We start from the raw sequence: 17,515 nt of genomic DNA, 5'->3' as shown, positions 1-17,515 counted from the left end.
TGTTGAAACTGTGAAAATCCCTGTAGGAGCGGGTTTACCCGCGAAAGGGCCGGTTCAAGCAAAGCAGCATCTGAAGGTGTCTATGCTTACAGCAGACCTCTCAGGAACCACACCCATGACCCTGATCAGCCGCGAACCCTGGTGGCTAGTCCCCCCAAAGCCCGGGGAGCAAGAGCAGGACCTGCACTGGGGCTACCTGGAAATCTACGCCGACGGTCGCGCTGTGTTCGTCGACCAGCGCCCCACTGACCGGGAACTGGCCGAGCGCAAGAGCTGCCGCAATTTCCCCGACCCCGAGCCGTGACGGCTCAGCCTTCCAGCTCGGCCAGGCGCGCTTCCAGCGCCGCAATGCGGGCTTCGAGGGCTTCGATGCGGTCTTCTGACACACTGCCGCCACTGTTGCGCGCGCCGCCTTCCTGTTGGCGTGCAGCGAGAATCGCCTCGATTTCCGCCGGGTCGCCCAAGGCATGGGTGTAGCGGTCTTCACGCTGGCCGGCCTGACGTGGCAGGTGCAAAGCCAGGTCCCGCGAGATCAGGCGCTCCAGCTGATGCTGGATCTGCTCGGTGTCGTCAAAGTCGTGCAGGCGGTTGCTACGGGTCAGCAGTTCGTTGAGGGTTTGCGGGCCCCGCAGGAACATCAGGCCCATCAGCACCAACTGTGCTGGCACCAGCTCCAGTGCCTTGTCTACCCGATGTTCCCAGCGGTCGGCACGGCTGCCCATCTGCAGGCGGGTCATGCCCTGACCTTCGAGGGCGCGCAGCGCCTGGCCGACCTGGCCTTGGGTGAGGTTCATCACCGGCTCGCGGCTGGTCTTCTGGTTGCAGGCCAGGACCAGGGCATTGAGGGTCAGCGGGTAGCTTTCCGGGCTGGTGGCCTGCTTTTCGATCAGCGAGCCGAGAACGCGGATCTCGATGCTGTTGAAGCGGCCTTCACCTGCGGTTTCGTGTTCTGACATGGCCCTGTCTCGTGGCTGGGGAAAGGCCACTAGGGTAGGTAATGCCATCGCGTAAGGCAATTGGGGCCGCATTGCGGCCCCGGCGCGCTTAGCCGTTACGCCGCTCTTCAGCCTGACACGCCGCCGCAGTGAACAGCACATCGGTCGAAGAATTCAGCGCCGTTTCGGCCGAATCCTGCAACACGCCAATGATGAAGCCCACCGCCACTACCTGCATGGCAATTTCACTTGGGATGCCAAACAGGCTGCACGCCAGCGGAATCAGCAGCAGCGAACCCCCGGCCACGCCCGAGGCGCCGCAGGCGCACACTGCCGCCACCACGCTGAGCAGCACGGCAGTTGGCAGGTCCACCTGGATACCCAGGGTATGCACTGCGGCCAGGGTCAGCACGGTAATGGTGGTTGCCGCGCCGGCCATGTTGATGGTTGCGCCCAGCGGGATCGACACCGAGTAAGTGTCTTCATGCAGGCCGAGGCGTTCCGACAATGCCATGTTGACCGGGATGTTGGCGGCCGAGCTGCGGGTGAAGAACGCAGTAATGCCGCTTTCACGCAGGCACAGCAGCGTCAGTGGGTAGGGGTTGCGGCGGATCTTCCAGAACACGATCAGCGGGTTCATCACCAGCGCCACGAACAGCATGCAGCCAATCAGTACCGCCAGCAGGTGCAGGTAGCCGAGCAGGGCGTCCAGGCCAGACTGTGCCAGGGTGGAGCTGACCAGGCCAAAAATGCCCAGCGGGGCGAAGCGGATGACCATGCGCACGATCAGGGTGACGCCATTGGACAGGTCTGCGACCACGGTGCGGGTGGTTTCGCCGGCATGGCGCAGGGCCACGCCCAAGCCGACGGCCCAGGTCAGCACGCCGATGAAGTTGGCATTGAGCAGGGCATTGACCGGGTTGTCTACCGCGCTCAGCAGCAGGTTCTGCATTACCTCGGCGATGCCGCCTGGCGCGCTCAGCGTGGCTTCGCTGGTGCTTAGCGCCAGGTGCGAGGGGAACAGCATGCTGGCGACCACGGCCACCACTGCAGCGGCAAAGGTGCCCAGCAGGTACAGCCAGAGGATCGGGCGAATGTGGATTTCCTGGCCGTGACGATGGTTGGCGACCGAAGCCATGACCAGGATGAACACCAGCACAGGCGCAACCGCCTTCAGGGCACTGACGAACACCTTGCCAAGAAAGGCCAGGTCACGGGCGATTGCAGGTGCCAGCAGGGCGAGGGCGATACCGGCGAGCAAGCCGATGACGATCTGGGTCACCAGGCTGGTGCGGTTGAGGAGGCGGAGAAAAGGGGTCATGTGCAGCGGTATCTCGGAATCTGGAAAGGGCGGACTTTACCATAGAGCACCTATGGCGCATGCCGGGCTGTGTTCGTAGTCAATCAGGCTTTTACGGCTACCAGTGAAACAACTCCCGCCGCGCACCCTCGGTAATCGCCACGATCCCTGGGTGCTTGACCTTGCGCTCCACCGAAATGGCATAGAACGATTCGTGCACGGCTTCGGTCTGCCCGATCAGTTGCACGCCATACTGACGGCACACCTCTTCGGCGATTACGCTGGGAGCAACGAAAATGCCGCTGCCCGACTGACCGAACGCTTGCATCAAGGCACTGTCATCGAACTCCCCTACGATCCGTGGCTGCACCTGCTGCTCGCCCAGCCACCGCAGCAGGCGGCTGCGTACCACGGTCTCCTGGCCGGGAACAAGCAGCGGAGCATCCTGCAGACACGCTGGAAAAGGACCGTCCAGCCGTTGTACCAGCGCCGGGGTGGCGAAGAAGCTCAGCCCGCACTCGCCCAGCTTCTGGCTGTAGCCCTTGATGTCCAGGTGGGTAGGCATGGGGCTGTCGGAAATCACCAGGTCCAGGCGCTGGATAGCCAGGTCTGCCAGTAACCGCTCAAGTTTGTCCTCGCGGCAGTTGATGCGCAGCACCTCCTCCAGATCCATGGTCGGCGCCAGCAGGCGGTAGACAATGGATTTGGGCACCACGTCAGCCACCCCCACACGAAACAGGATCTGCTCCTGAGGGCCGGCGCGCAGCATGGCTTCAAGCTCGCTGCCAATCTGAAACATCTGTTCTGCATACACCAGGGCCTGGCGGCCGGTTTCGGTCAGTTCCAACTGCCGGCCGGCGCGCTGGAACAGTTCCAGGCCGTAGGTTTGCTCGAACAGGGAGATCTGCCCGCTGATGGTTTGCGGCGTGAGGTTCAGCTGTTGGCTGGCGCGGGTGATGCTGCCCGTCTTGGCCACGGCCCAGAAGTAATGCAGCTGGCGATAGTTAAGCACCGTCGGTCGTTCCGATTCGTAAAAACCGAAGTATATGCCATGAAAATACGAATTTTCCTGAACTATTGCCGTCTCTAGAATGCACGGCTACCAGGCGCCATGCGCCGCCGGGTTATTTCAAGCGAGGACACCATGCTGCAATTCAAATCCATTGGCACCCCGTTGGTGCTGGCTTTGGCCCTGTTCACCCTGGCAGGCTGCGACCAGGCCGAGAAATCCGCCCAGCAGATGCTCGACCAGGCCGCGCAGTCGGCCAAGCAGGCCATCGACGACACCAACAAGGCTGCCCAGCAGGCGCTGAGCGAAGCCATCGGCAGCGAAGGGCACAAGCCCAAGGATGCCGAGAAGAAAGAAGAAACCCAGGAAATCTGACCCCAACCGACGCTGCAGGATTTGAACAATGGAATATTTGCTGGAACTCGCCGCTAGCCCGACCGCCTGGGTTGCCCTGGCTACGCTGGTGGCCATGGAAATTGTACTGGGCATCGACAACCTGATCTTCATCTCGATCCTGACCAACAAATTGCCGGTGGAGTACCGCTCCAAGGCGCGACGTATCGGGATCAGCATGGCCTTGGTCATGCGGCTGGCCTTGCTCAGCACCGTGGCCTGGATCGTTCAGTTGACCGATCCGGTGTTCGAAGTGTTCGGCAACGCCTTCTCGTGGAAGGATGTGATCCTGATTGCCGGTGGTCTGTTCCTGCTGTGGAAGGCGACCAAGGAGATTCACGAAAACGTCGACCCGCATGGCGCCAAGGAGGAAGCCAAAGTCTCCTCCACGGTTACCCTGGGCTTTGCTGCGGCGATCTTCCAGATCCTGCTGCTGGACATCGTCTTCTCGGTCGACAGCATCATCACCGCCGTGGGCATGACCGAGCACCTGCCTATCATGATTATCGCCGTTATCACTGCTGTGATCGTGATGATGGTGGCAGCCGATCCGCTGGCCAATTTCATCAACGACAACCCGACCGTGGTCATGCTGGCGCTGGGCTTCCTCATCATGATCGGCATGACGCTGATCGCCGAAGGCTTCGGCGCCCATGTACCCAAGGGCTATGTGTATGCCGCCATGGCGTTCTCGACGGCTATCGAGGTCCTCAACATCCTGGCCCGCCGGGCGCGTTTGAAGCGTGAGGCGGCTGAAGGTTGATGTAAAAAAGGGGCGCTTTGCGCCCCCCTCGCGGACAAGCCCGCTCTTACAGGTACCTCGCGTCCCACTGGCATTGCGAAATACCTGTGCAGCGGGCTTGTCCGTGAGTGGGCTTCAGAAAATCCTGAGGTTAGCTCACCCCGGCATGCCGCCGCGCCCGTGATACCGGCTGTGGCCTTGGCGGGGCCTGCGGTGGCAGGTGGTGATGGTGTGCATGACGCCGCACGATACGCAGTACACCCCACAGCATGGCGGCTGCGACGCTTAGCCACATGCCTACCAGCATGAGTATTGCCATGGTCAGGCTCATCTGTGCCTCCATCTCTACGGCAAGCGCTTGATTGGCCCGCGTTTACCTTCCAGACACTGCTTTAGTCTAGCCCTTCGCCTGTGACGTTCCATCGAACAATGGTCGATCTCTAGTGCCGATTCGCTCCAAGGCGCTGTCGGACTATACCCGCGCGGCTGTCGGACCTATGATCGGTGGCCAGAGCCGGGCGCTGCCTGCCTGGCGTAGGAACAAGCGAGTGTCCATGGAGCAACATTCCTTCAAGGCTGCCCCCCGGCGGCTACTGGCCGCCTGTCTGCTGGCTGCCACCCTGGCCGGCTGCGCCAGCGCACCGCCCGGTAACCTCAAGGGCCTGCCGCAGCGGGTCGAAATCAGCAGCGTGCCGTTCTACCGTGGCAACGCCAACCACAGCGGGGCCATGGCGCTGGCGGCAGTGCTGTCGCAGCAGGGGGCGCCTATTACGCCGGGCTTGCTGGATAAGCCGCTGAACCTGCCTCAGGGCGCCGAAACGCTGGATACCGCTATTCCCCGTGTGGCGCGGGACTACGGCAGGGTGGTGTACCCGCTGGACAAGCAACTGGGAGCGCTGCTGACCCAAGTGGCGGCGGGCAACCCGGTGCTGCTGCGTTACGAGGAAGGTTCGGCCTGGTGGAGCGAGCCGCGCTATGCGGTGTTGATGGGGTATGACCGTTACAAGCAGCGGGTGCTGCTGCGCTCGGGCATGCACCGGCGGCAGATGATGGCATTCGATGACTTTGCATCGGCGTGGGCGAAGCAGGGGAGTTGGGCGGTGCTGGTGCAGCCACCTCGGCAACTGCCGGCTCAGGTTGATCGCCAGCGGTGGTTGCATGCTGCGGATGAACTGTCCAAGGCGGGGCAAGAGATTGCGGCGAAGCAGGCGGTAAATAGCCTGAACAAATAGCGCTGCCAGTGCCTGCCCCTTCGCAGGTAAGCCCGCGCCCACACGGACTGTGCAAATAGCACAAATCCTGTGGGCGCGGGCTTGCCTGAATCAGAAGCCCAGGCGATCGCGCAGGCTGTAGTACCAGGCACCGATGGCGCTGAAGGGTACGCGCAGCATCTGGCCACCCGGGAACGGGTAGTGCGGCAGGCCGGCAAAGGCGTCGAAGCGCTCTGCCTGGCCGCGCAGGGCCTCGGCCAGTACCTTGCCCGCCAGGTGGGTATAGGTCACGCCGTGGCCCGAGCAACCCTGCGAGTAGTAGATGTTGTCGCCGATCCGGCCAACCTGTGGCAGGCGCGACAGGGTCAGCAGGAAGTTACCGGTCCAGGCGTAGTCGATCTTCACGTTCTTCAGCTGCGGGAAGGCCTTGAGCATTTTCGGGCGGATGATCGCCTCGATGTTGGCCGGGTCACGCGCGCCGTACACCACGCCGCCACCGAAAATCAGGCGCTTGTCGCTGGTCAGGCGGTAGTAGTCGAGCAGGTAGTTGCAATCCTCGACGCAGTAGTCCTGCGGCAGCAGGGTGCGTGCCAGTTCTTCGCCCAGTGGCTCGGTGGTGATCACCTGCGTGCCGCATGGCATGGACTTGGCGGCCAGCTCGGGTACCAGGTTGCCCAGGTAGGCGTTGCCGGCAACGATGATGAACTTGGCGCGGACCTTGCCCTGCGGGGTATGCACGACCGGGTTGGCGCCACGTTCGATGCGCACGGCCGGGGTTTGCTCATAGATGATGCCACCCAGCGACTCGACCGCGGCAGCTTCGCCCAGGGCCAGGTTCAGCGGGTGGATGTGGCCGCCGCTCATGTCGAGCATGCCGCCAATGTAGCTGTCGCAGGCAACCACTTCGCGGATGCGCTTCTGGTCCATCAGCTCCAGCTGATTATGGCCAAAGCGTTCCCACAGGCGCTTTTGCGATTCCAGGTGGCCCATCTGCTTGCTGGTAAGGGCGGCGAATACGCCACCATCTTTCAGGTCGCACTGAATGTTGTACTTGGCCACGCGCTCACGAATGATGCGCCCGCCCTCGAAGGCCATGTGGCCCAGCAGTTGTGCCTGCTTGGGGCCAACGGTGCGTTCGATGACATCAATGTCGCGGCTGTAGCTGTTGACGATCTGGCCGCCGTTACGGCCCGATGCGCCAAAGCCGACCTTGGCCGCTTCGACGATGCTTACCTTGAAACCGTTCTCCAGAAGGAACAGGGCGCTGGACAGGCCGGTGTAGCCGGCACCGATGATGCACACATCGGTTTCCACCTCACCCTGCAGCGCCGGACGTGGCGGCACCGGGTTGGCCGAGGCGGCGTAGTAGGACTGGGGGTAGGGGGTGTTAGCCATGCTGCAGGAACCTCGTGTTTTATATTTTTAACGAATGTACCGATGCTATCAATAATAATAAACACCCGCTAGTCGTCTGGTGAAAATCCTTTACGGGATACCCTTCAGCTCGCCTTTATATAAAGAGTTTAAGATTCAGTAGGTTAGCGCGAAAAAAAGTGTTGACAGGGTTTTTGTAATGCGTAGAATGCGCACCACACGACAGGCGCATAGCTCAGTTGGTTAGAGCACCACCTTGACATGGTGGGGGTCGTTGGTTCGAGTCCAATTGTGCCTACCAAATCGAAAAAGGGGTGATCCGAAAGGGTCACCCCTTTTTTCATTGTCCATTGCCATGCGGGTCGAAAACCGCGGTATGGGCACGAAGCGCTTGCATGCGAAAGTTTTTGATTTTTCTCAAAAAAAAGCTTTACAGGTGCGCATCTGATCACTAATATGCGCACCACACGACAGGCACATAGCTCAGTTGGTTAGAGCACCACCTTGACATGGTGGGGGTCGTTGGTTCGAGTCCAATTGTGCCTACCAAATCGCCCGTAGAAGATACGGGGCTTAGAGGGGAATCCGAAAGGGTTCCTCTTTTCGTTTTCCCTGAGAAAACGTTCACAATCTATAGCCTTCGTTCACATCCTGCAATGTGTACCTACTTTCCTGCTCTGTGGGCATTCACACCTGATTTGTGTGAACGGGAAGGCAAGGCTAACCCTCATTCACAGCAGAAATTGTGAACGAACCCTCTCAAGCCATTGATCTTAAAGGGCAAACCTCTACCTAGTGAAGGTGGTGCTCATTGGTCGTGGCCTCCCAATGGCGTGCTCCTAACCAACTGAGCTATGTGCCTGTCAGGTGCTCTATCTGCTCGCATACGATGCGTATTCATGAACGCCATGGGCGATGTACACCGGACGCTGAAGCGAGACAGCAGGCCAGCTTGTGTGCGCTTGTGGGGTGAGCCTAGGCATGGCTGTCTGAGAATCCTGGGCTTGACGCCAGTGGGGTAGGGAGGGGGTGTAGGGGAGGCTTCCTATGTCTGCAATGCCGCTCAAGATTTTCTAGCAGAAATAGTGGCTTTCTGATATCCATTTAGGTATTCATCAGGAGGTATTATGAAGCGTGACCTTGATTTGGTTCGAAAGATTCTCATTCAGTATGAAGAAAAAGAAAATGACTCAATGGATCAAGTATTGGTCGTTGAGGGTTATACGCAATCGTTGGTCAACTATCATTTACTATTGATGGATGAGGCGGGTTTACTTCGTTGCGAGAAGTCATTTTCAAGTTCTACGCCCAGCAGAGTTATTAGGGTGTACCCATTTTCTTTGACGTGGGCGGGGCATGAGTTTTTGGACGCTGCCAGGGATAATACAATCTGGAGCAAGGCTAAGAATACATGCTTGGAAAGAGCCGGTGCTTTGTCATTTGAGTTGGTGAAGGACTTACTGATTCTGATGGCTAAAGACAAGCTTGGAATTCAGGGGTAGGCATGTTTGAGTTAATGACTCCATCTCAGTTGGAATTCTGATCCTGCCTATAGATAAATGTATAGCATGGGGTATTTGACAGAGTGGAAGGTTACGCCTAGAATTCGCAGGATGGGCAAACGGGCCTAGCGTTGCTGAATTGTACGTCTCAGAGAGCGAGACGCCTTGAAGTGGGTAGTCCTAGAGCGAACCTTGAATGGTGTAGTGATGGGGTGACAGCTTAAAGGACCGAGCCGGTGGTTTATAAACAGGTCGAGGTGCCACCCTCAGATGTGGAACGCATAACCCTACTGGCGTTATTAGTAGGGCAGGTAACTGGTAGCTGAACTATCAGGCACAGTAGGCGTAAGCCCCTGTGAAGAACGGCCTAGCAGGTAACTGTTAGCGCACCCTAAAAGGGCAGTTAGAGAAATCTAACGCATTATGTCAGAAGTGGTTACGCCTTCTGAAAGTCAATGCATACCCTTTGTCTTAATAAATAATTCCTATTAATTTACCACCTTCAATGGTTTGACTTGGTTAAGTCTGTCAATGTCTTTCTGGTAGTCAGCCGCAATCCTAGCCTCAATCGCAATGTGCCTATCGACTTCTGATTTAGGTGGTCTACCTACTGGTCGAGTAATGCCTACCGCTTTAAGTAGCTCCTTAACCGCAGAGTAGTTATGTTCCTCGGTTCCTTTCTTCAATACTTCAATGGCTACATCTTGCCAGTAGAGCTTGTGTTCAATATCCCAAGCGTTATCTTTGGCATGACTGTCTAGCGTAATAAGACTAACTCCCCACTCCTTCGCTAGAAGGCTATGGGAGTAAGCTTCAATGTATTTCTGTTTTCCATCTTCTGGTATCTTCATTTTATTTTCTCTTGTTTGGTTGTAGTAAGTGGTGCCTCAAGCCGGCAGGGGCTTTGCTCCGCAAGGGTAAAGCAAGAGCACGTCAGCAAGCTGACACGCCCTACCGGGCTGACGCATGAAAAGAGAAGAGCGTTAACTACTCGCTATGGTTAGGTGTGCCGACGTATCGTCGGATTCCTCCTAACGTTAAATACTTCTTTTCGAGCGTTCAGAAATTAGTGCGAGTAATGATGTGTGAGTGTAACGAACGTTAAGGGTCACACGGAAACCATAGCTAGAGAATCTAGTATTGTTTCCAATCATGCTCTTCCATTGATAGGAAGCCTTATAGGTAATGCCTTGGTATACACTGCCTATAGGGCTAAGCAATCTCCTGGCTAAGCGTTCATCTGTAGATGGTGGTCTAGTAATCTGGCTTAGCGTATTGGCAGCAATGGTTGATCCTGGTAGATCAACAATCGTCCAAGGAGTTTTTAAGAGTGTGTAAAATGTCTTAAAGTATCTTTAAGGTAAATTACACAGTCTGCTTCAGCCATAGGCTGACTGTCCTATTGCTTACATTCATCATGCTAGCAATCTTCCTTGCTGATAGACCTTCACTAGAAAGTTCCTTCGCCATAGTAATTTTTGCTTCAAGCTTATTGCTATGAGCTGAGATAGGAGGTTCTCTTGTCAGTTCCTTGTTGACAAGGCTACAGCCCTTAAGATCAAAGGCAAGCTGTAACCCAGCTTCTTCAGTAGGCACAAAGTGAGCGGTAGGTCTATCGTTATTAAACGTTCTGATGCTGCTACGCGTTGCTACCTGGAAGATGAGTTCTCGGTATCGCTCATTACGCATAGCTTGCTTACCTATGTCTGACTCAATTCCCATCTTATCTAGCATCTCACTATTGTTCTGATCTTCAATTGGCGTTGGATTACCATGAATCAATGATAAGGTGTGATAGACGTCTGAGTAGTTGTTCAGTCCTCTAGCGTCAAACGGAATGCGAATAGCATTTGGGTAGTCATCGAAAGGGAATTTACACCAATCATGTACTTGAATAAGGATGGGTTCGCCGTTGACAAATTCAAGCGCATTAAGAATTGGGATGTTTCCGTATACCTTGTCATTCCAATCTTCAGAGATACTGCCGTCAGGCATGGTCAATAGCATATTCTTGCTAACCTTCTTGCCCGCAATCAAAGGGTAGATGTTGCTGATAAATTTGTAGCGCCTAAATTCTGGGGTGAACTTAGACTCCTCAATTTTGTACCCTTTGCTTAACGCATGTTGATAGGCCAGCGTTCCTGTCACATTAGCGCCTAGAATGTGCGTCTCTTTGGCATGTTCAAAGACTGAGCTAAGATCGAAGTAATCAATCATTCTCACCTTCCATTTCCACTTCCCAGCGTTTCTGTCTAGAAAGCTACTGATGAATACATCAGCTTTACCTCTAAGTAGGGCTCCAAGGCAGCTAGCAATGGTTGACATCCCTTTGTCAGTGACCACATCAGCGTAGGTACTGCGTGCTTCCTTGGCCATTCCATGTTTGATAGAGGCTCTGGTAGAAGCGTCATCCACTTCAATAAACTTCTCCAGAAAGTTTGAATAGGCGTGGTCGCCAATATCTCGGGTTAGATTGTTGGCTACCGTCGGCACCTCATCAATCACGACAATCCAGTCTTGAAGGTAGCAAGGGTCAATGTCTAGTAGCGTTTTGTGGGTGATGAGCAATACCTTAGGGTCTTCCTCAAGTAGCGTGCACTCTACGGCTTCGCTGACGTGCTTATGTGTGTCGGAGTTGATAACGTAAACATGGTTAATGTCGATGGCTTGGATTCGTTTCAGCACATCCTTGGTCAGAACCTTGGTTGGCACTGCATACAGATAGCGCTTGTATGGGTCCGCGTCTAATTGCTTGAGGAATGATTCAGTCTTACCCGTTCCGGGCAATGCTTCAGCTACATAAATAGTTTTATTGGTCATGCGTCCTTGTTCTTTAATGAGCTTCTGCAAGCTCCTATAAGCGTGTATGAGAGGCGGAGAGCGTCACCCTATGGGGTTGCCTAGGGTTAACCTATAACAGCTTGCAGAATGGAGATTAGGAAGGTTGCTGCAGTGATTAAAAAGGCTGTCACGCTAGCAAGGCAGATAATGGAAATTACCCAGCGACGGAATAAATTACTTATCTGTCTTCACCTTTGCTTTAACTGGTGTTCCGTCAGCTTCTAGCTTGTCAATGATGGAGTGTAGAATCTGTGTGGATGTGAACGCACCGTCAAGCTTGCTAGAGCTAGGAAGGTCAAGGCATACATAGTTACCACGCTGATTCATTTGATAGCGCACCCCTTTGTACTCCTTGACCTCTCCGACTAGCAGTGAATTTTTAATAAGAATGTCGGCTGCTGTCTGCTGAGCTTGTGCTTTACGCTCAGCAAGGTACTGTGCTTCAGCGTCTGAGTAGTAGGCTTCTCGAAGGCTCATTCTGTTACCCCGTATTGCTTATAGATGTTCTTTTTAATTTCTTTCATAAGTGCTGTCTGATTCTTAACGGTAGCGCTGGTGCCTGATACTACAGATTGTTTGATGCCAAACAGGTTGCCTTGCTCATCGTAATTGAAATTGTTCTGCTCCACTTTCTTACCCTTGCTAGCCTCAATGGCAAGCTGAGCATCAATACCTTCTCGGATACCTGGGTCTGACTTGTACAGGCGTGCAATGGTCTCTTGTCTGAGTTGCCGCATTAGGGTCACTGCATCAGCAGGATTGCCCATTACACTAGCTCGTTGACTAGAGGGCGCTTGGTTAGAAGTACCATCGGTAATTACCCAGCCTTCTTTAGCTGCAATGTCTAGGATTTCAGCAGGGGAGCGCCCAGTGGACTTGGAGAGTTCAAGAATATCATGGGGGTTAAGGGTCTTGGTCATGATAGGTTCCTTACAGTTCGATGATTCGATATTCGTTAGTGGAGTTAGGGCGTTCTTTTTCTTGCTTCTGCTCAATGAGTCCGCAAGCCTTCAGCTTTCGAATGACTTTGAAGACTGCCCTAGTAGTCATGCTAGTGGCTGACGCAAACTCAGAAGCGCTAATCGGAGACCAGCCTTCATCGTTAGATTTGTTTTTAATCATCAGGTAAATGATTTTGGTGGAGAGGTTTTTGATTTCTTGGTGTTGTAGTTCTTTGATGTCTTCAAGGGTGAACATGTGTATTAATCCTTGGTTTTATTTTCTAGGTTAAATGTTGAGGTGTTGCTATCGCGTTACGTGTTTATGACTTCCTTTTCCTTTGATTCTCCTTTGGGGTATCTACGGGCTATATGAATAATTTTCTTGTATACTTATATATACTGGTGCTTCCTTGGAACGACTACGAAGGAAATTCATTAGGCGAAAAAAAAGGCCCTAGGTTGATTCTCCTAAGGCCTTGGGGGTACTAGCTGTGTGCTCAGTCTATGAGATGGAGGACGTCTTTAGCGTTGAGGTGTGAGTACCTAGCTACAGACCTTGTATCCCTATGCCCAGATACAATCATTATCTGAGCGTTGTTGAATCCCTTCTTAGCTACGTTAGTGATGCGGGTATGCCGTAACTGGTGGAGCTTCACTGACTTATCTAGGCCTGCTCTGTTTCTAGCCTTCCTGACAGCCTGTGAGACGCTGTGAGGGCGTACAGTGAATAACCTACCCTTGGGTATGCGCTCCGCATAAGCTAAGCGTATGGCCTCTTTTAGAAGCTCTATGGCTCGCTTGGTGAGAGGTACAGACCTTGTGCCGTTCTTGCCATCCACTACATCCGCAATGCGTTGTTCTAGGTGCAAGCAATTGACGGTGAGCTTGAGTATCTCGGAGCGTCTCATTGCCGTTTCATACGCTAGCTCCGCTATGAGCGCCATGGTAGGTGTTAGCTCCTTCAACATCAGATTCAATTCATACGCACTGACTACCTTGTCGCTAGGCTTCGATGGCTTAGGAAGCGACACCTCAGTAACAGGGTTGGCAATGTTGATTAGGAGTTCACGTTTCGCATACTTGAAGAACCTAGACATGAACGCTAGCTGAGTCCTACAGGTTGCTGGCTTAACAGATTCCAGGCGCTTCAATTTGAAATCGTTCACATCCTTAGGGGTGATTTGCTTGATTGGTTGTGGGAATGCGTGAGCTAGCTGCTCAACGATCTGGATGGCATGGGCATAGCTACCCTTGCCCTTGAGAAGGGATTCACAGTAGGACATGCCTAGCGTGTAGATGGTGTGCTCTCGGTGTTGCTTGGTGACAGCCTCAAGCTTGTCAGCCCATGCCTGAGCTTCTTCCTGAGTCTTGAAGGTCTTGGACTGAGGGGGTTTACCCTTGAGTCTGACTTGAACGTTCCAGTTACCAGAGGGGAGAGAGCGGATGGTTGCCATGATGACGCCTCAGATGTGAATGGGCGTTCTCTCAAGGGCTTGATCTAGAAGGGCTGAGCCTTCGGGTTCCTCTTGTTGACATGGTGGGGGTCGTTGGTTCGAGTCCAATTGTGCCTACCAAATCGAAAAAGGGCGATCAGAAATGATCGCCCTTTTTGCATTTGCGCCCGAAGCAGCGTGTAACGTTTGGTCGCGGTTCGGGCATACCCCGGCGTGCTAGAATCCGCCCCTTCGAATCTGGAGGTACACGCGTGCGCAAACTGGCTGTGGTAATGGCAGTGCTCGCCCTGGCGGGCTGTGAGAACGAGGTCGAAGGCGTGCACAAGCAGGTGGCCGAACACCTGCACAACCCCAAGACCGCCAAGTTCGGCAACGTGCGGATCGACACCCAGGGCACCATCTGCGGTCAGGTCCGCGGCAAGGACGATGCCGGGCAGTACGAAGCCTACCGCAGCTACGTGGCGATCAAGCGCGATGGCCAATACGACATCATCGTCGACGATACCGGCAATAACCTGCGTATCCGCGAGCTTTGCGGCGGCGCCGATCTGCAGCGGCGTGCCGAGGCCCTGGCAGGCCAGCCGGCGCCCCAGGGTTGGGATGTGGAAGTGGTGCAGGGCGCCAACATGGGGGCGCTCAGCGACATGACGGCGCGCCTGATCGAAAAGGGCATCCCGTCTTCGGTGGAGTACCGCGACGGCAAGCCGGTGGTGCTGCTGGGGCCGTTCCCCACCCGCGAAGAGGCGCAAGCGCGCAGGGACGAAGTGATGGCCAAGCTGGGTACCGATTCAGTGGTCATCCAGCACGGCGCATCACGCTAGGGCCTGTTTTCAACGCGGCATAAACAAGTATCAAGGCTTTTCCTTCAGAGCCTAAGCCTGGGCAGAGGCGCCGCCGCCAAGGCTTGTGTCAGGCGCCTTTCACACAAGTTTGGCTATGCTTGGGTGGGTAGCTGCCAAACGGGGAGGGCCTCATGTCTACACTGGAGCGGGCCATTGCCGTGGCCGCCAGGGCGCATGAAGGGCAATACGATAAGGGTGGGGCGGCTTATATCCTCCACCCGTTACGCGTGATGATGCGGGTTTCCACACCTGAACAGCGGATTGTGGCGGTGCTTCACGATGTGATCGAAGACACCCCGCTGACCCTGTCCGACCTGGCGCGTGAGGGCTTCGCGCTGAAAATCCTGGCCGCGTTGCTGGCGCTTAGCCGCCGCGAGGGCGAGCCTTACCAGGATTTCGTGGCGCGCCTGGGCGATGACCCGTTGGCGCGCACCGTCAAGCTGGCCGATCTGGCCGACAACAGTGATCTCTCGCGCATCCCCTGCCCGGGCCCCGCTGACCTGGCGCGGCTGGCCCGTTACCGGGAAGCCAGCGCCTACTTACAAACGCTGGCCTGAGGATCAACCGCACGCCTTGAGGTTGACCGGCCCCACGAACGCGTTTCCCCGCCCCATCACGCAGGCGACCTGTTGGTTGCGTTGCCGCTCCCAGGCTTGCGGCGGGTAGGTCTTGTTCCAGGCCTCGAAAAGCTGGCGGTCCTGTTTGGACAGGCGCAGGTTGTACTGCTTGCTCATGTAGAAGTAGGTGCGGGCGATCATGCCGCGGATCGACGGGCGCGGCATCACCTTCCTCGCCTTGAAGTCGACCTGGGTCAGGCAGCGGCCATACTGGCCGCGTTGCTCCGGAAGCCAGCCGAAACTGAAGTTGCTGCGGTCGCCGTTGACCTCACCGATGCTTGGCACCAGGTTGTGCAGGTCGGCTTCGGCGCGCTGGTAGACTTCGTCATGCTGCGAGCACTGCTTGCGCCCGCCACTCTGCCAGCATTGGCGCTGATGGCCGATCTGCCAGGCGGGTACGATGTGTTCCCATTCGATGCGCGAGGCGCGCCGGGCATTCTTGCGTGGGGTATAGCCGCATGACGCCAGGTCGACCTTGTTGCCCTTGTATTTGCACCCGCAATAGAACTCGGTCGATTGCGGTGCATAGAGCTTCCAGGCGACCTTCTTGGCCTCCTGGAAAGTGCGCGGGGCGTCGGCTTGAGCAAACGGCGTGGTCAGTAACAGGCAAGCGGCTGCGAAAAGCGAAACTCTCATGCGCAGTCAGTCTTCCTTTGGTACGGTCCAGAAAATCTGCACGCCGCCATCGTCACGGTGGGCGAGGGTGACGTTGTCGTTCTCGGCAATCTCCTGAAGCAGGGTTTCCCAGTCATCCGGGCTTTCCTGTTCCAGGCGGAAGATCAGTGCCGCGCGGCTGCGCTGGGCGGTGGGGCTGTTGATGATCTTCTGGATGCGTACACCCAGCTGTTCATAGCTGCTCGGGGTGGCGGAGGCGGTGCTGGACACAGGAATTTCCTTGTTTTTGCTGTATGCACGTACAGTATTTCACTGTAAGTAAATTCGCAACAGCTTGTCAGGAGAAATCCAGCGTTGGCCTGTAAACCATGAGGCCGGTCAGAAAGGTAAGCGATGTCGCCGGTTTTTTACCCTCAGTGTCTGTGCGGTTCAGGCGAGGGCAGTGAGGCCCTCAGAGCCGGCGCACCGGCCCTGAGGGGGAGCACTCAGTATTCCCAGAAGATGCGCTGCAGCTCCTTGCTGTCCTGGGTCTTGGTCATTGCCACCATCGCCAGGATCCGCGCCTTCTGCGGGTTCAGGTCGTGAGCCACGACCCAGTCGTTTTTGTCATCCGGCTGTTCGGCGTTGCGCAGTACGAAACCACCCTGGTTGACATGCGACGAGCGGATGATCTGCACGCCGTTCTTGCGCAGTTCCTGCAGCGCCGGGACTACCCGCGACGATACCGAACCGTTGCCGGTACCGGCATGGATCAGCGCCTTGGCGCCGTTCTGCGCCAGCGCCTTGTAGGCGGTGTCGGTGACGTTGCCATAGCCATAGGCAATGTCCACCTGCGGCAGGCTGCTGATCTGCTTGATGTCGAACTCGGAATTGACCGTATGGCGCTTGGCCGGCAGGCGGAACCAGTACGATTTGCCTTCCACTACCATGCCCATCGGGCCCCAGGCGCTCTTGAAGGCTTCGGTCTTGATGTTGACCGCCTTGCTCACGTCGCGGCCGGACTGGATCTCGTCGTTCATGGTCACCAGCACGCCTTTGCCACGCGACTGTTTGTCGCTGGCTACGGCCACGGCGTTGTACAGGTTGAGCATGCCGTCGGCGGACATGGCGGTACCCGGGCGCATCGAGCCGACCACCACGATTGGCTTGTCGGTCTTCTCTACCAGGTTGAGGAAGTAGGCGGTTTCTTCGAGGGTGTCGGTGCCGTGGGTGATGACGATACCGTCGACGTCCTTGCTTTCGGCCAGCTCGGCGACGCGCTTGCCCAGTTTCAGCAGGTCGTCATTGCTGATGCTCTCGGAGGCGATCTGCATCACTTGTTCGCCGCGTACGTTGGCGATGTCGGCCAGTTCTGGCACGCCGGCGATGAGCTTGTCGACGCCCAGCTTGGCAGCCTGGTAAGTGGCGCTGTTGGCAGCGCTGGCACCGGCCCCGGCAATGGTGCCGCCGGTGGCGAGGATGACCACGTTGGCCAGCTTTTGTTGGGTTTCGGCTTCCTTGGCCGAGGCGCTGGTTGGCAGGATCAGCAGCAGGGCGAGTGCGCTGGGGGCGAAGGTTTTCAGTGCGGCATTCATCGTTATTGTTCTCGCTTCCTAGTGAGATAGTTATTGAGTCGCGCTCGGCTACACGCACTTTTCGTACCAAGGCGCCACGTGCGCCAGGGTTGGGACGGCCGTGCGCTGCAATGGGCTGTGTAGCAGCCCCGGCAATGCGTGGTGTTGCACCGAGTCGAGGGCGCC

The 17,515-nt window shown here is 56.1% G+C and carries 21 protein-coding genes and 2 tRNA genes; 9 read left to right on the top strand and 14 right to left on the bottom strand.

Annotated elements, in window-relative coordinates:
* Positions 1 to 115: 115 nt before the first annotated feature.
* A complete protein-coding gene (locus ACF8EA_RS16445; RefSeq protein WP_021782791.1) occupies positions 116 to 304 on the top strand; it encodes a hypothetical protein in 189 nt (62 codons plus the stop codon).
* A 4-nt stretch (positions 305 to 308) separates the two neighbouring features.
* Here ACF8EA_RS16445 and ACF8EA_RS16440 read toward each other — a convergent pair whose 3' ends face one another.
* The 3 genes from ACF8EA_RS16440 to nhaR form a co-directional block, all read right to left on the bottom strand.
* Positions 309 to 956: a YceH family protein gene (locus tag ACF8EA_RS16440; protein WP_021782790.1), complete on the bottom strand. Its 648-nt coding sequence runs from the start codon at positions 954 to 956 to the stop codon at positions 309 to 311.
* 88 nt (positions 957 to 1,044) lie between these two features.
* Entirely contained in the window at positions 1,045 to 2,256 is a 1,212-nt protein-coding gene (gene sstT, locus ACF8EA_RS16435) for a serine/threonine transporter SstT (RefSeq protein WP_021782789.1), read from the bottom strand.
* A gap of 97 nt (positions 2,257 to 2,353) precedes the next feature.
* Positions 2,354 to 3,247: a transcriptional activator NhaR gene (gene nhaR, locus ACF8EA_RS16430; protein WP_392522634.1), complete on the bottom strand. Its 894-nt coding sequence runs from the start codon at positions 3,245 to 3,247 to the stop codon at positions 2,354 to 2,356.
* A gap of 132 nt (positions 3,248 to 3,379) precedes the next feature.
* Here nhaR and ACF8EA_RS16425 point away from each other — a divergent pair, with 132 nt between their 5' ends.
* Together ACF8EA_RS16425 and ACF8EA_RS16420 are read left to right on the top strand one after the other, a co-directional pair.
* Positions 3,380 to 3,619: a hypothetical protein gene (locus ACF8EA_RS16425; RefSeq protein ID WP_021782787.1), complete on the top strand. Its 240-nt coding sequence runs from the start codon at positions 3,380 to 3,382 to the stop codon at positions 3,617 to 3,619.
* A gap of 28 nt (positions 3,620 to 3,647) precedes the next feature.
* Positions 3,648 to 4,400: a TerC family protein gene (locus tag ACF8EA_RS16420; RefSeq protein ID WP_252460631.1), complete on the top strand. Its 753-nt coding sequence runs from the start codon at positions 3,648 to 3,650 to the stop codon at positions 4,398 to 4,400.
* 130 nt (positions 4,401 to 4,530) lie between these two features.
* Here the strand turns inward: ACF8EA_RS16420 and ACF8EA_RS16415 are convergent, their stop codons facing one another.
* Positions 4,531 to 4,710 carry a hypothetical protein gene (locus ACF8EA_RS16415; RefSeq protein WP_021782785.1) on the bottom strand — a complete coding sequence of 60 codons (180 nt, stop codon included), beginning with the start codon at positions 4,708 to 4,710 and terminating at the stop codon, positions 4,531 to 4,533.
* A gap of 166 nt (positions 4,711 to 4,876) precedes the next feature.
* Between ACF8EA_RS16415 and ACF8EA_RS16410 the strand changes: the two genes are divergently transcribed.
* Positions 4,877 to 5,611: a peptidase C39 family protein gene (locus ACF8EA_RS16410; protein ID WP_392522695.1), complete on the top strand. Its 735-nt coding sequence runs from the start codon at positions 4,877 to 4,879 to the stop codon at positions 5,609 to 5,611.
* Between the two features lie 90 nt (positions 5,612 to 5,701).
* On the opposite strand, the gene ACF8EA_RS16405 is transcribed toward ACF8EA_RS16410, so the two are convergent.
* Entirely contained in the window at positions 5,702 to 6,985 is a 1,284-nt protein-coding gene (locus tag ACF8EA_RS16405; RefSeq protein WP_003250557.1) for an FAD-binding oxidoreductase, read from the bottom strand.
* A 203-nt stretch (positions 6,986 to 7,188) separates the two neighbouring features.
* Between ACF8EA_RS16405 and ACF8EA_RS16400 the strand changes: the two genes are divergently transcribed.
* The 3 genes from ACF8EA_RS16400 (at position 7,189) to ACF8EA_RS16390 (ending at position 8,466) form a co-directional block, all read left to right on the top strand.
* Positions 7,189 to 7,265: transfer RNA gene (locus ACF8EA_RS16400), tRNA-Val, on the top strand.
* Positions 7,266 to 7,436: 171 nt separating this feature from the next.
* A tRNA-Val gene (locus tag ACF8EA_RS16395) sits at positions 7,437 to 7,513 on the top strand.
* A 578-nt stretch (positions 7,514 to 8,091) separates the two neighbouring features.
* Positions 8,092 to 8,466, top strand: coding sequence for a DUF2513 domain-containing protein (locus ACF8EA_RS16390; RefSeq protein WP_392522632.1), 375 nt, complete (start codon positions 8,092 to 8,094; stop codon positions 8,464 to 8,466).
* Positions 8,467 to 8,954: 488 nt separating this feature from the next.
* Here the strand turns inward: ACF8EA_RS16390 and ACF8EA_RS16385 are convergent, their stop codons facing one another.
* The 6 genes from ACF8EA_RS16385 to ACF8EA_RS16360 all read right to left on the bottom strand — a co-directional run bounded on the left by ACF8EA_RS16385 (position 8,955) and on the right by ACF8EA_RS16360 (position 13,702).
* Positions 8,955 to 9,317: a hypothetical protein gene (locus ACF8EA_RS16385; protein ID WP_392522630.1), complete on the bottom strand. Its 363-nt coding sequence runs from the start codon at positions 9,315 to 9,317 to the stop codon at positions 8,955 to 8,957.
* A gap of 514 nt (positions 9,318 to 9,831) precedes the next feature.
* Entirely contained in the window at positions 9,832 to 11,286 is a 1,455-nt protein-coding gene (locus tag ACF8EA_RS16380) for a DEAD/DEAH box helicase (RefSeq protein ID WP_392522628.1), read from the bottom strand.
* Positions 11,287 to 11,481: 195 nt separating this feature from the next.
* Positions 11,482 to 11,784 carry a hypothetical protein gene (locus tag ACF8EA_RS16375; RefSeq protein ID WP_392522626.1) on the bottom strand — a complete coding sequence of 101 codons (303 nt, stop codon included), beginning with the start codon at positions 11,782 to 11,784 and terminating at the stop codon, positions 11,482 to 11,484.
* Positions 11,781 to 12,227 (bottom strand): hypothetical protein, encoded by a 447-nt coding sequence (locus tag ACF8EA_RS16370; protein WP_392522624.1) that lies wholly within the window; start codon positions 12,225 to 12,227, stop codon positions 11,781 to 11,783. The genes ACF8EA_RS16375 and ACF8EA_RS16370 overlap by 4 nt, the downstream gene beginning before the upstream one ends.
* Positions 12,228 to 12,237: 10 nt before the next feature.
* A complete protein-coding gene (locus tag ACF8EA_RS16365; protein ID WP_392522623.1) occupies positions 12,238 to 12,504 on the bottom strand; it encodes a hypothetical protein in 267 nt (88 codons plus the stop codon).
* Positions 12,505 to 12,745: 241 nt separating this feature from the next.
* On the bottom strand, positions 12,746 to 13,702 hold the full coding sequence (locus tag ACF8EA_RS16360; protein ID WP_392522622.1) for a tyrosine-type recombinase/integrase: 957 nt from the start codon (positions 13,700 to 13,702) through the stop codon (positions 12,746 to 12,748).
* 251 nt (positions 13,703 to 13,953) lie between these two features.
* Between ACF8EA_RS16360 and ACF8EA_RS16355 the strand changes: the two genes are divergently transcribed.
* Both ACF8EA_RS16355 and ACF8EA_RS16350 read left to right on the top strand, forming a co-directional pair.
* Entirely contained in the window at positions 13,954 to 14,523 is a 570-nt protein-coding gene (locus ACF8EA_RS16355; RefSeq protein WP_021782783.1) for an SPOR domain-containing protein, read from the top strand.
* A gap of 152 nt (positions 14,524 to 14,675) precedes the next feature.
* Positions 14,676 to 15,101, top strand: coding sequence for a GTP pyrophosphokinase (locus ACF8EA_RS16350; RefSeq protein ID WP_392522621.1), 426 nt, complete (start codon positions 14,676 to 14,678; stop codon positions 15,099 to 15,101).
* 3 nt (positions 15,102 to 15,104) lie between these two features.
* Here ACF8EA_RS16350 and ACF8EA_RS16345 read toward each other — a convergent pair whose 3' ends face one another.
* From ACF8EA_RS16345 to ACF8EA_RS16335, 3 genes are all read right to left on the bottom strand, one after another.
* A complete protein-coding gene (locus ACF8EA_RS16345; RefSeq protein WP_103462684.1) occupies positions 15,105 to 15,797 on the bottom strand; it encodes an endonuclease in 693 nt (230 codons plus the stop codon).
* A gap of 6 nt (positions 15,798 to 15,803) precedes the next feature.
* Positions 15,804 to 16,046: a DUF1654 domain-containing protein gene (locus ACF8EA_RS16340; RefSeq protein ID WP_004574330.1), complete on the bottom strand. Its 243-nt coding sequence runs from the start codon at positions 16,044 to 16,046 to the stop codon at positions 15,804 to 15,806.
* A gap of 215 nt (positions 16,047 to 16,261) precedes the next feature.
* Complete coding sequence (locus tag ACF8EA_RS16335) at positions 16,262 to 17,350, bottom strand: asparaginase (protein ID WP_021782780.1); 1,089 nt, start codon at positions 17,348 to 17,350, stop codon at positions 16,262 to 16,264.
* Positions 17,351 to 17,515: the final 165 nt, after the last annotated feature.

The sequence above is a fragment of the Pseudomonas sp. YQ_5 genome (genome assembly GCF_043103305.1).
Taxonomy (GTDB): Bacteria; Pseudomonadota; Gammaproteobacteria; order Pseudomonadales; family Pseudomonadaceae; genus Aquipseudomonas; species Aquipseudomonas putida_Y.
The sequence above is the reverse complement of the archived record's forward strand: the minus strand, read 5'-3'. Positions and strand labels throughout refer to the sequence as shown.

Coding starts and splice junctions, on each gene's coding strand:
- ACF8EA_RS16420 (WP_252460631.1), top strand. CDS start 3,648: ATGGAATATTTGCTGGAACTCGCCGCTAGCCCGACCGCCTGGGTTGCC.
- ACF8EA_RS16375 (WP_392522626.1), bottom strand. CDS start 11,784: ATGAGCCTTCGAGAAGCCTACTACTCAGACGCTGAAGCACAGTACCTT.
- ACF8EA_RS16410 (WP_392522695.1), top strand. CDS start 4,877: ATGATCGGTGGCCAGAGCCGGGCGCTGCCTGCCTGGCGTAGGAACAAG.
- ACF8EA_RS16365 (WP_392522623.1), bottom strand. CDS start 12,504: ATGTTCACCCTTGAAGACATCAAAGAACTACAACACCAAGAAATCAAA.
- ACF8EA_RS16350 (WP_392522621.1), top strand. CDS start 14,676: ATGTCTACACTGGAGCGGGCCATTGCCGTGGCCGCCAGGGCGCATGAA.
- ACF8EA_RS16405 (WP_003250557.1), bottom strand. CDS start 6,985: ATGGCTAACACCCCCTACCCCCAGTCCTACTACGCCGCCTCGGCCAAC.
- ACF8EA_RS16440 (WP_021782790.1), bottom strand. CDS start 956: ATGTCAGAACACGAAACCGCAGGTGAAGGCCGCTTCAACAGCATCGAG.
- sstT (WP_021782789.1), bottom strand. CDS start 2,256: ATGACCCCTTTTCTCCGCCTCCTCAACCGCACCAGCCTGGTGACCCAG.
- ACF8EA_RS16425 (WP_021782787.1), top strand. CDS start 3,380: ATGCTGCAATTCAAATCCATTGGCACCCCGTTGGTGCTGGCTTTGGCC.
- ACF8EA_RS16415 (WP_021782785.1), bottom strand. CDS start 4,710: ATGAGCCTGACCATGGCAATACTCATGCTGGTAGGCATGTGGCTAAGC.
- ACF8EA_RS16385 (WP_392522630.1), bottom strand. CDS start 9,317: ATGAAGATACCAGAAGATGGAAAACAGAAATACATTGAAGCTTACTCC.
- ACF8EA_RS16390 (WP_392522632.1), top strand. CDS start 8,092: ATGAAGCGTGACCTTGATTTGGTTCGAAAGATTCTCATTCAGTATGAA.
- ACF8EA_RS16370 (WP_392522624.1), bottom strand. CDS start 12,227: ATGACCAAGACCCTTAACCCCCATGATATTCTTGAACTCTCCAAGTCC.
- ACF8EA_RS16335 (WP_021782780.1), bottom strand. CDS start 17,350: ATGAATGCCGCACTGAAAACCTTCGCCCCCAGCGCACTCGCCCTGCTG.
- ACF8EA_RS16360 (WP_392522622.1), bottom strand. CDS start 13,702: ATGGCAACCATCCGCTCTCTCCCCTCTGGTAACTGGAACGTTCAAGTC.
- ACF8EA_RS16380 (WP_392522628.1), bottom strand. CDS start 11,286: ATGACCAATAAAACTATTTATGTAGCTGAAGCATTGCCCGGAACGGGT.
- ACF8EA_RS16345 (WP_103462684.1), bottom strand. CDS start 15,797: ATGAGAGTTTCGCTTTTCGCAGCCGCTTGCCTGTTACTGACCACGCCG.
- ACF8EA_RS16445 (WP_021782791.1), top strand. CDS start 116: ATGACCCTGATCAGCCGCGAACCCTGGTGGCTAGTCCCCCCAAAGCCC.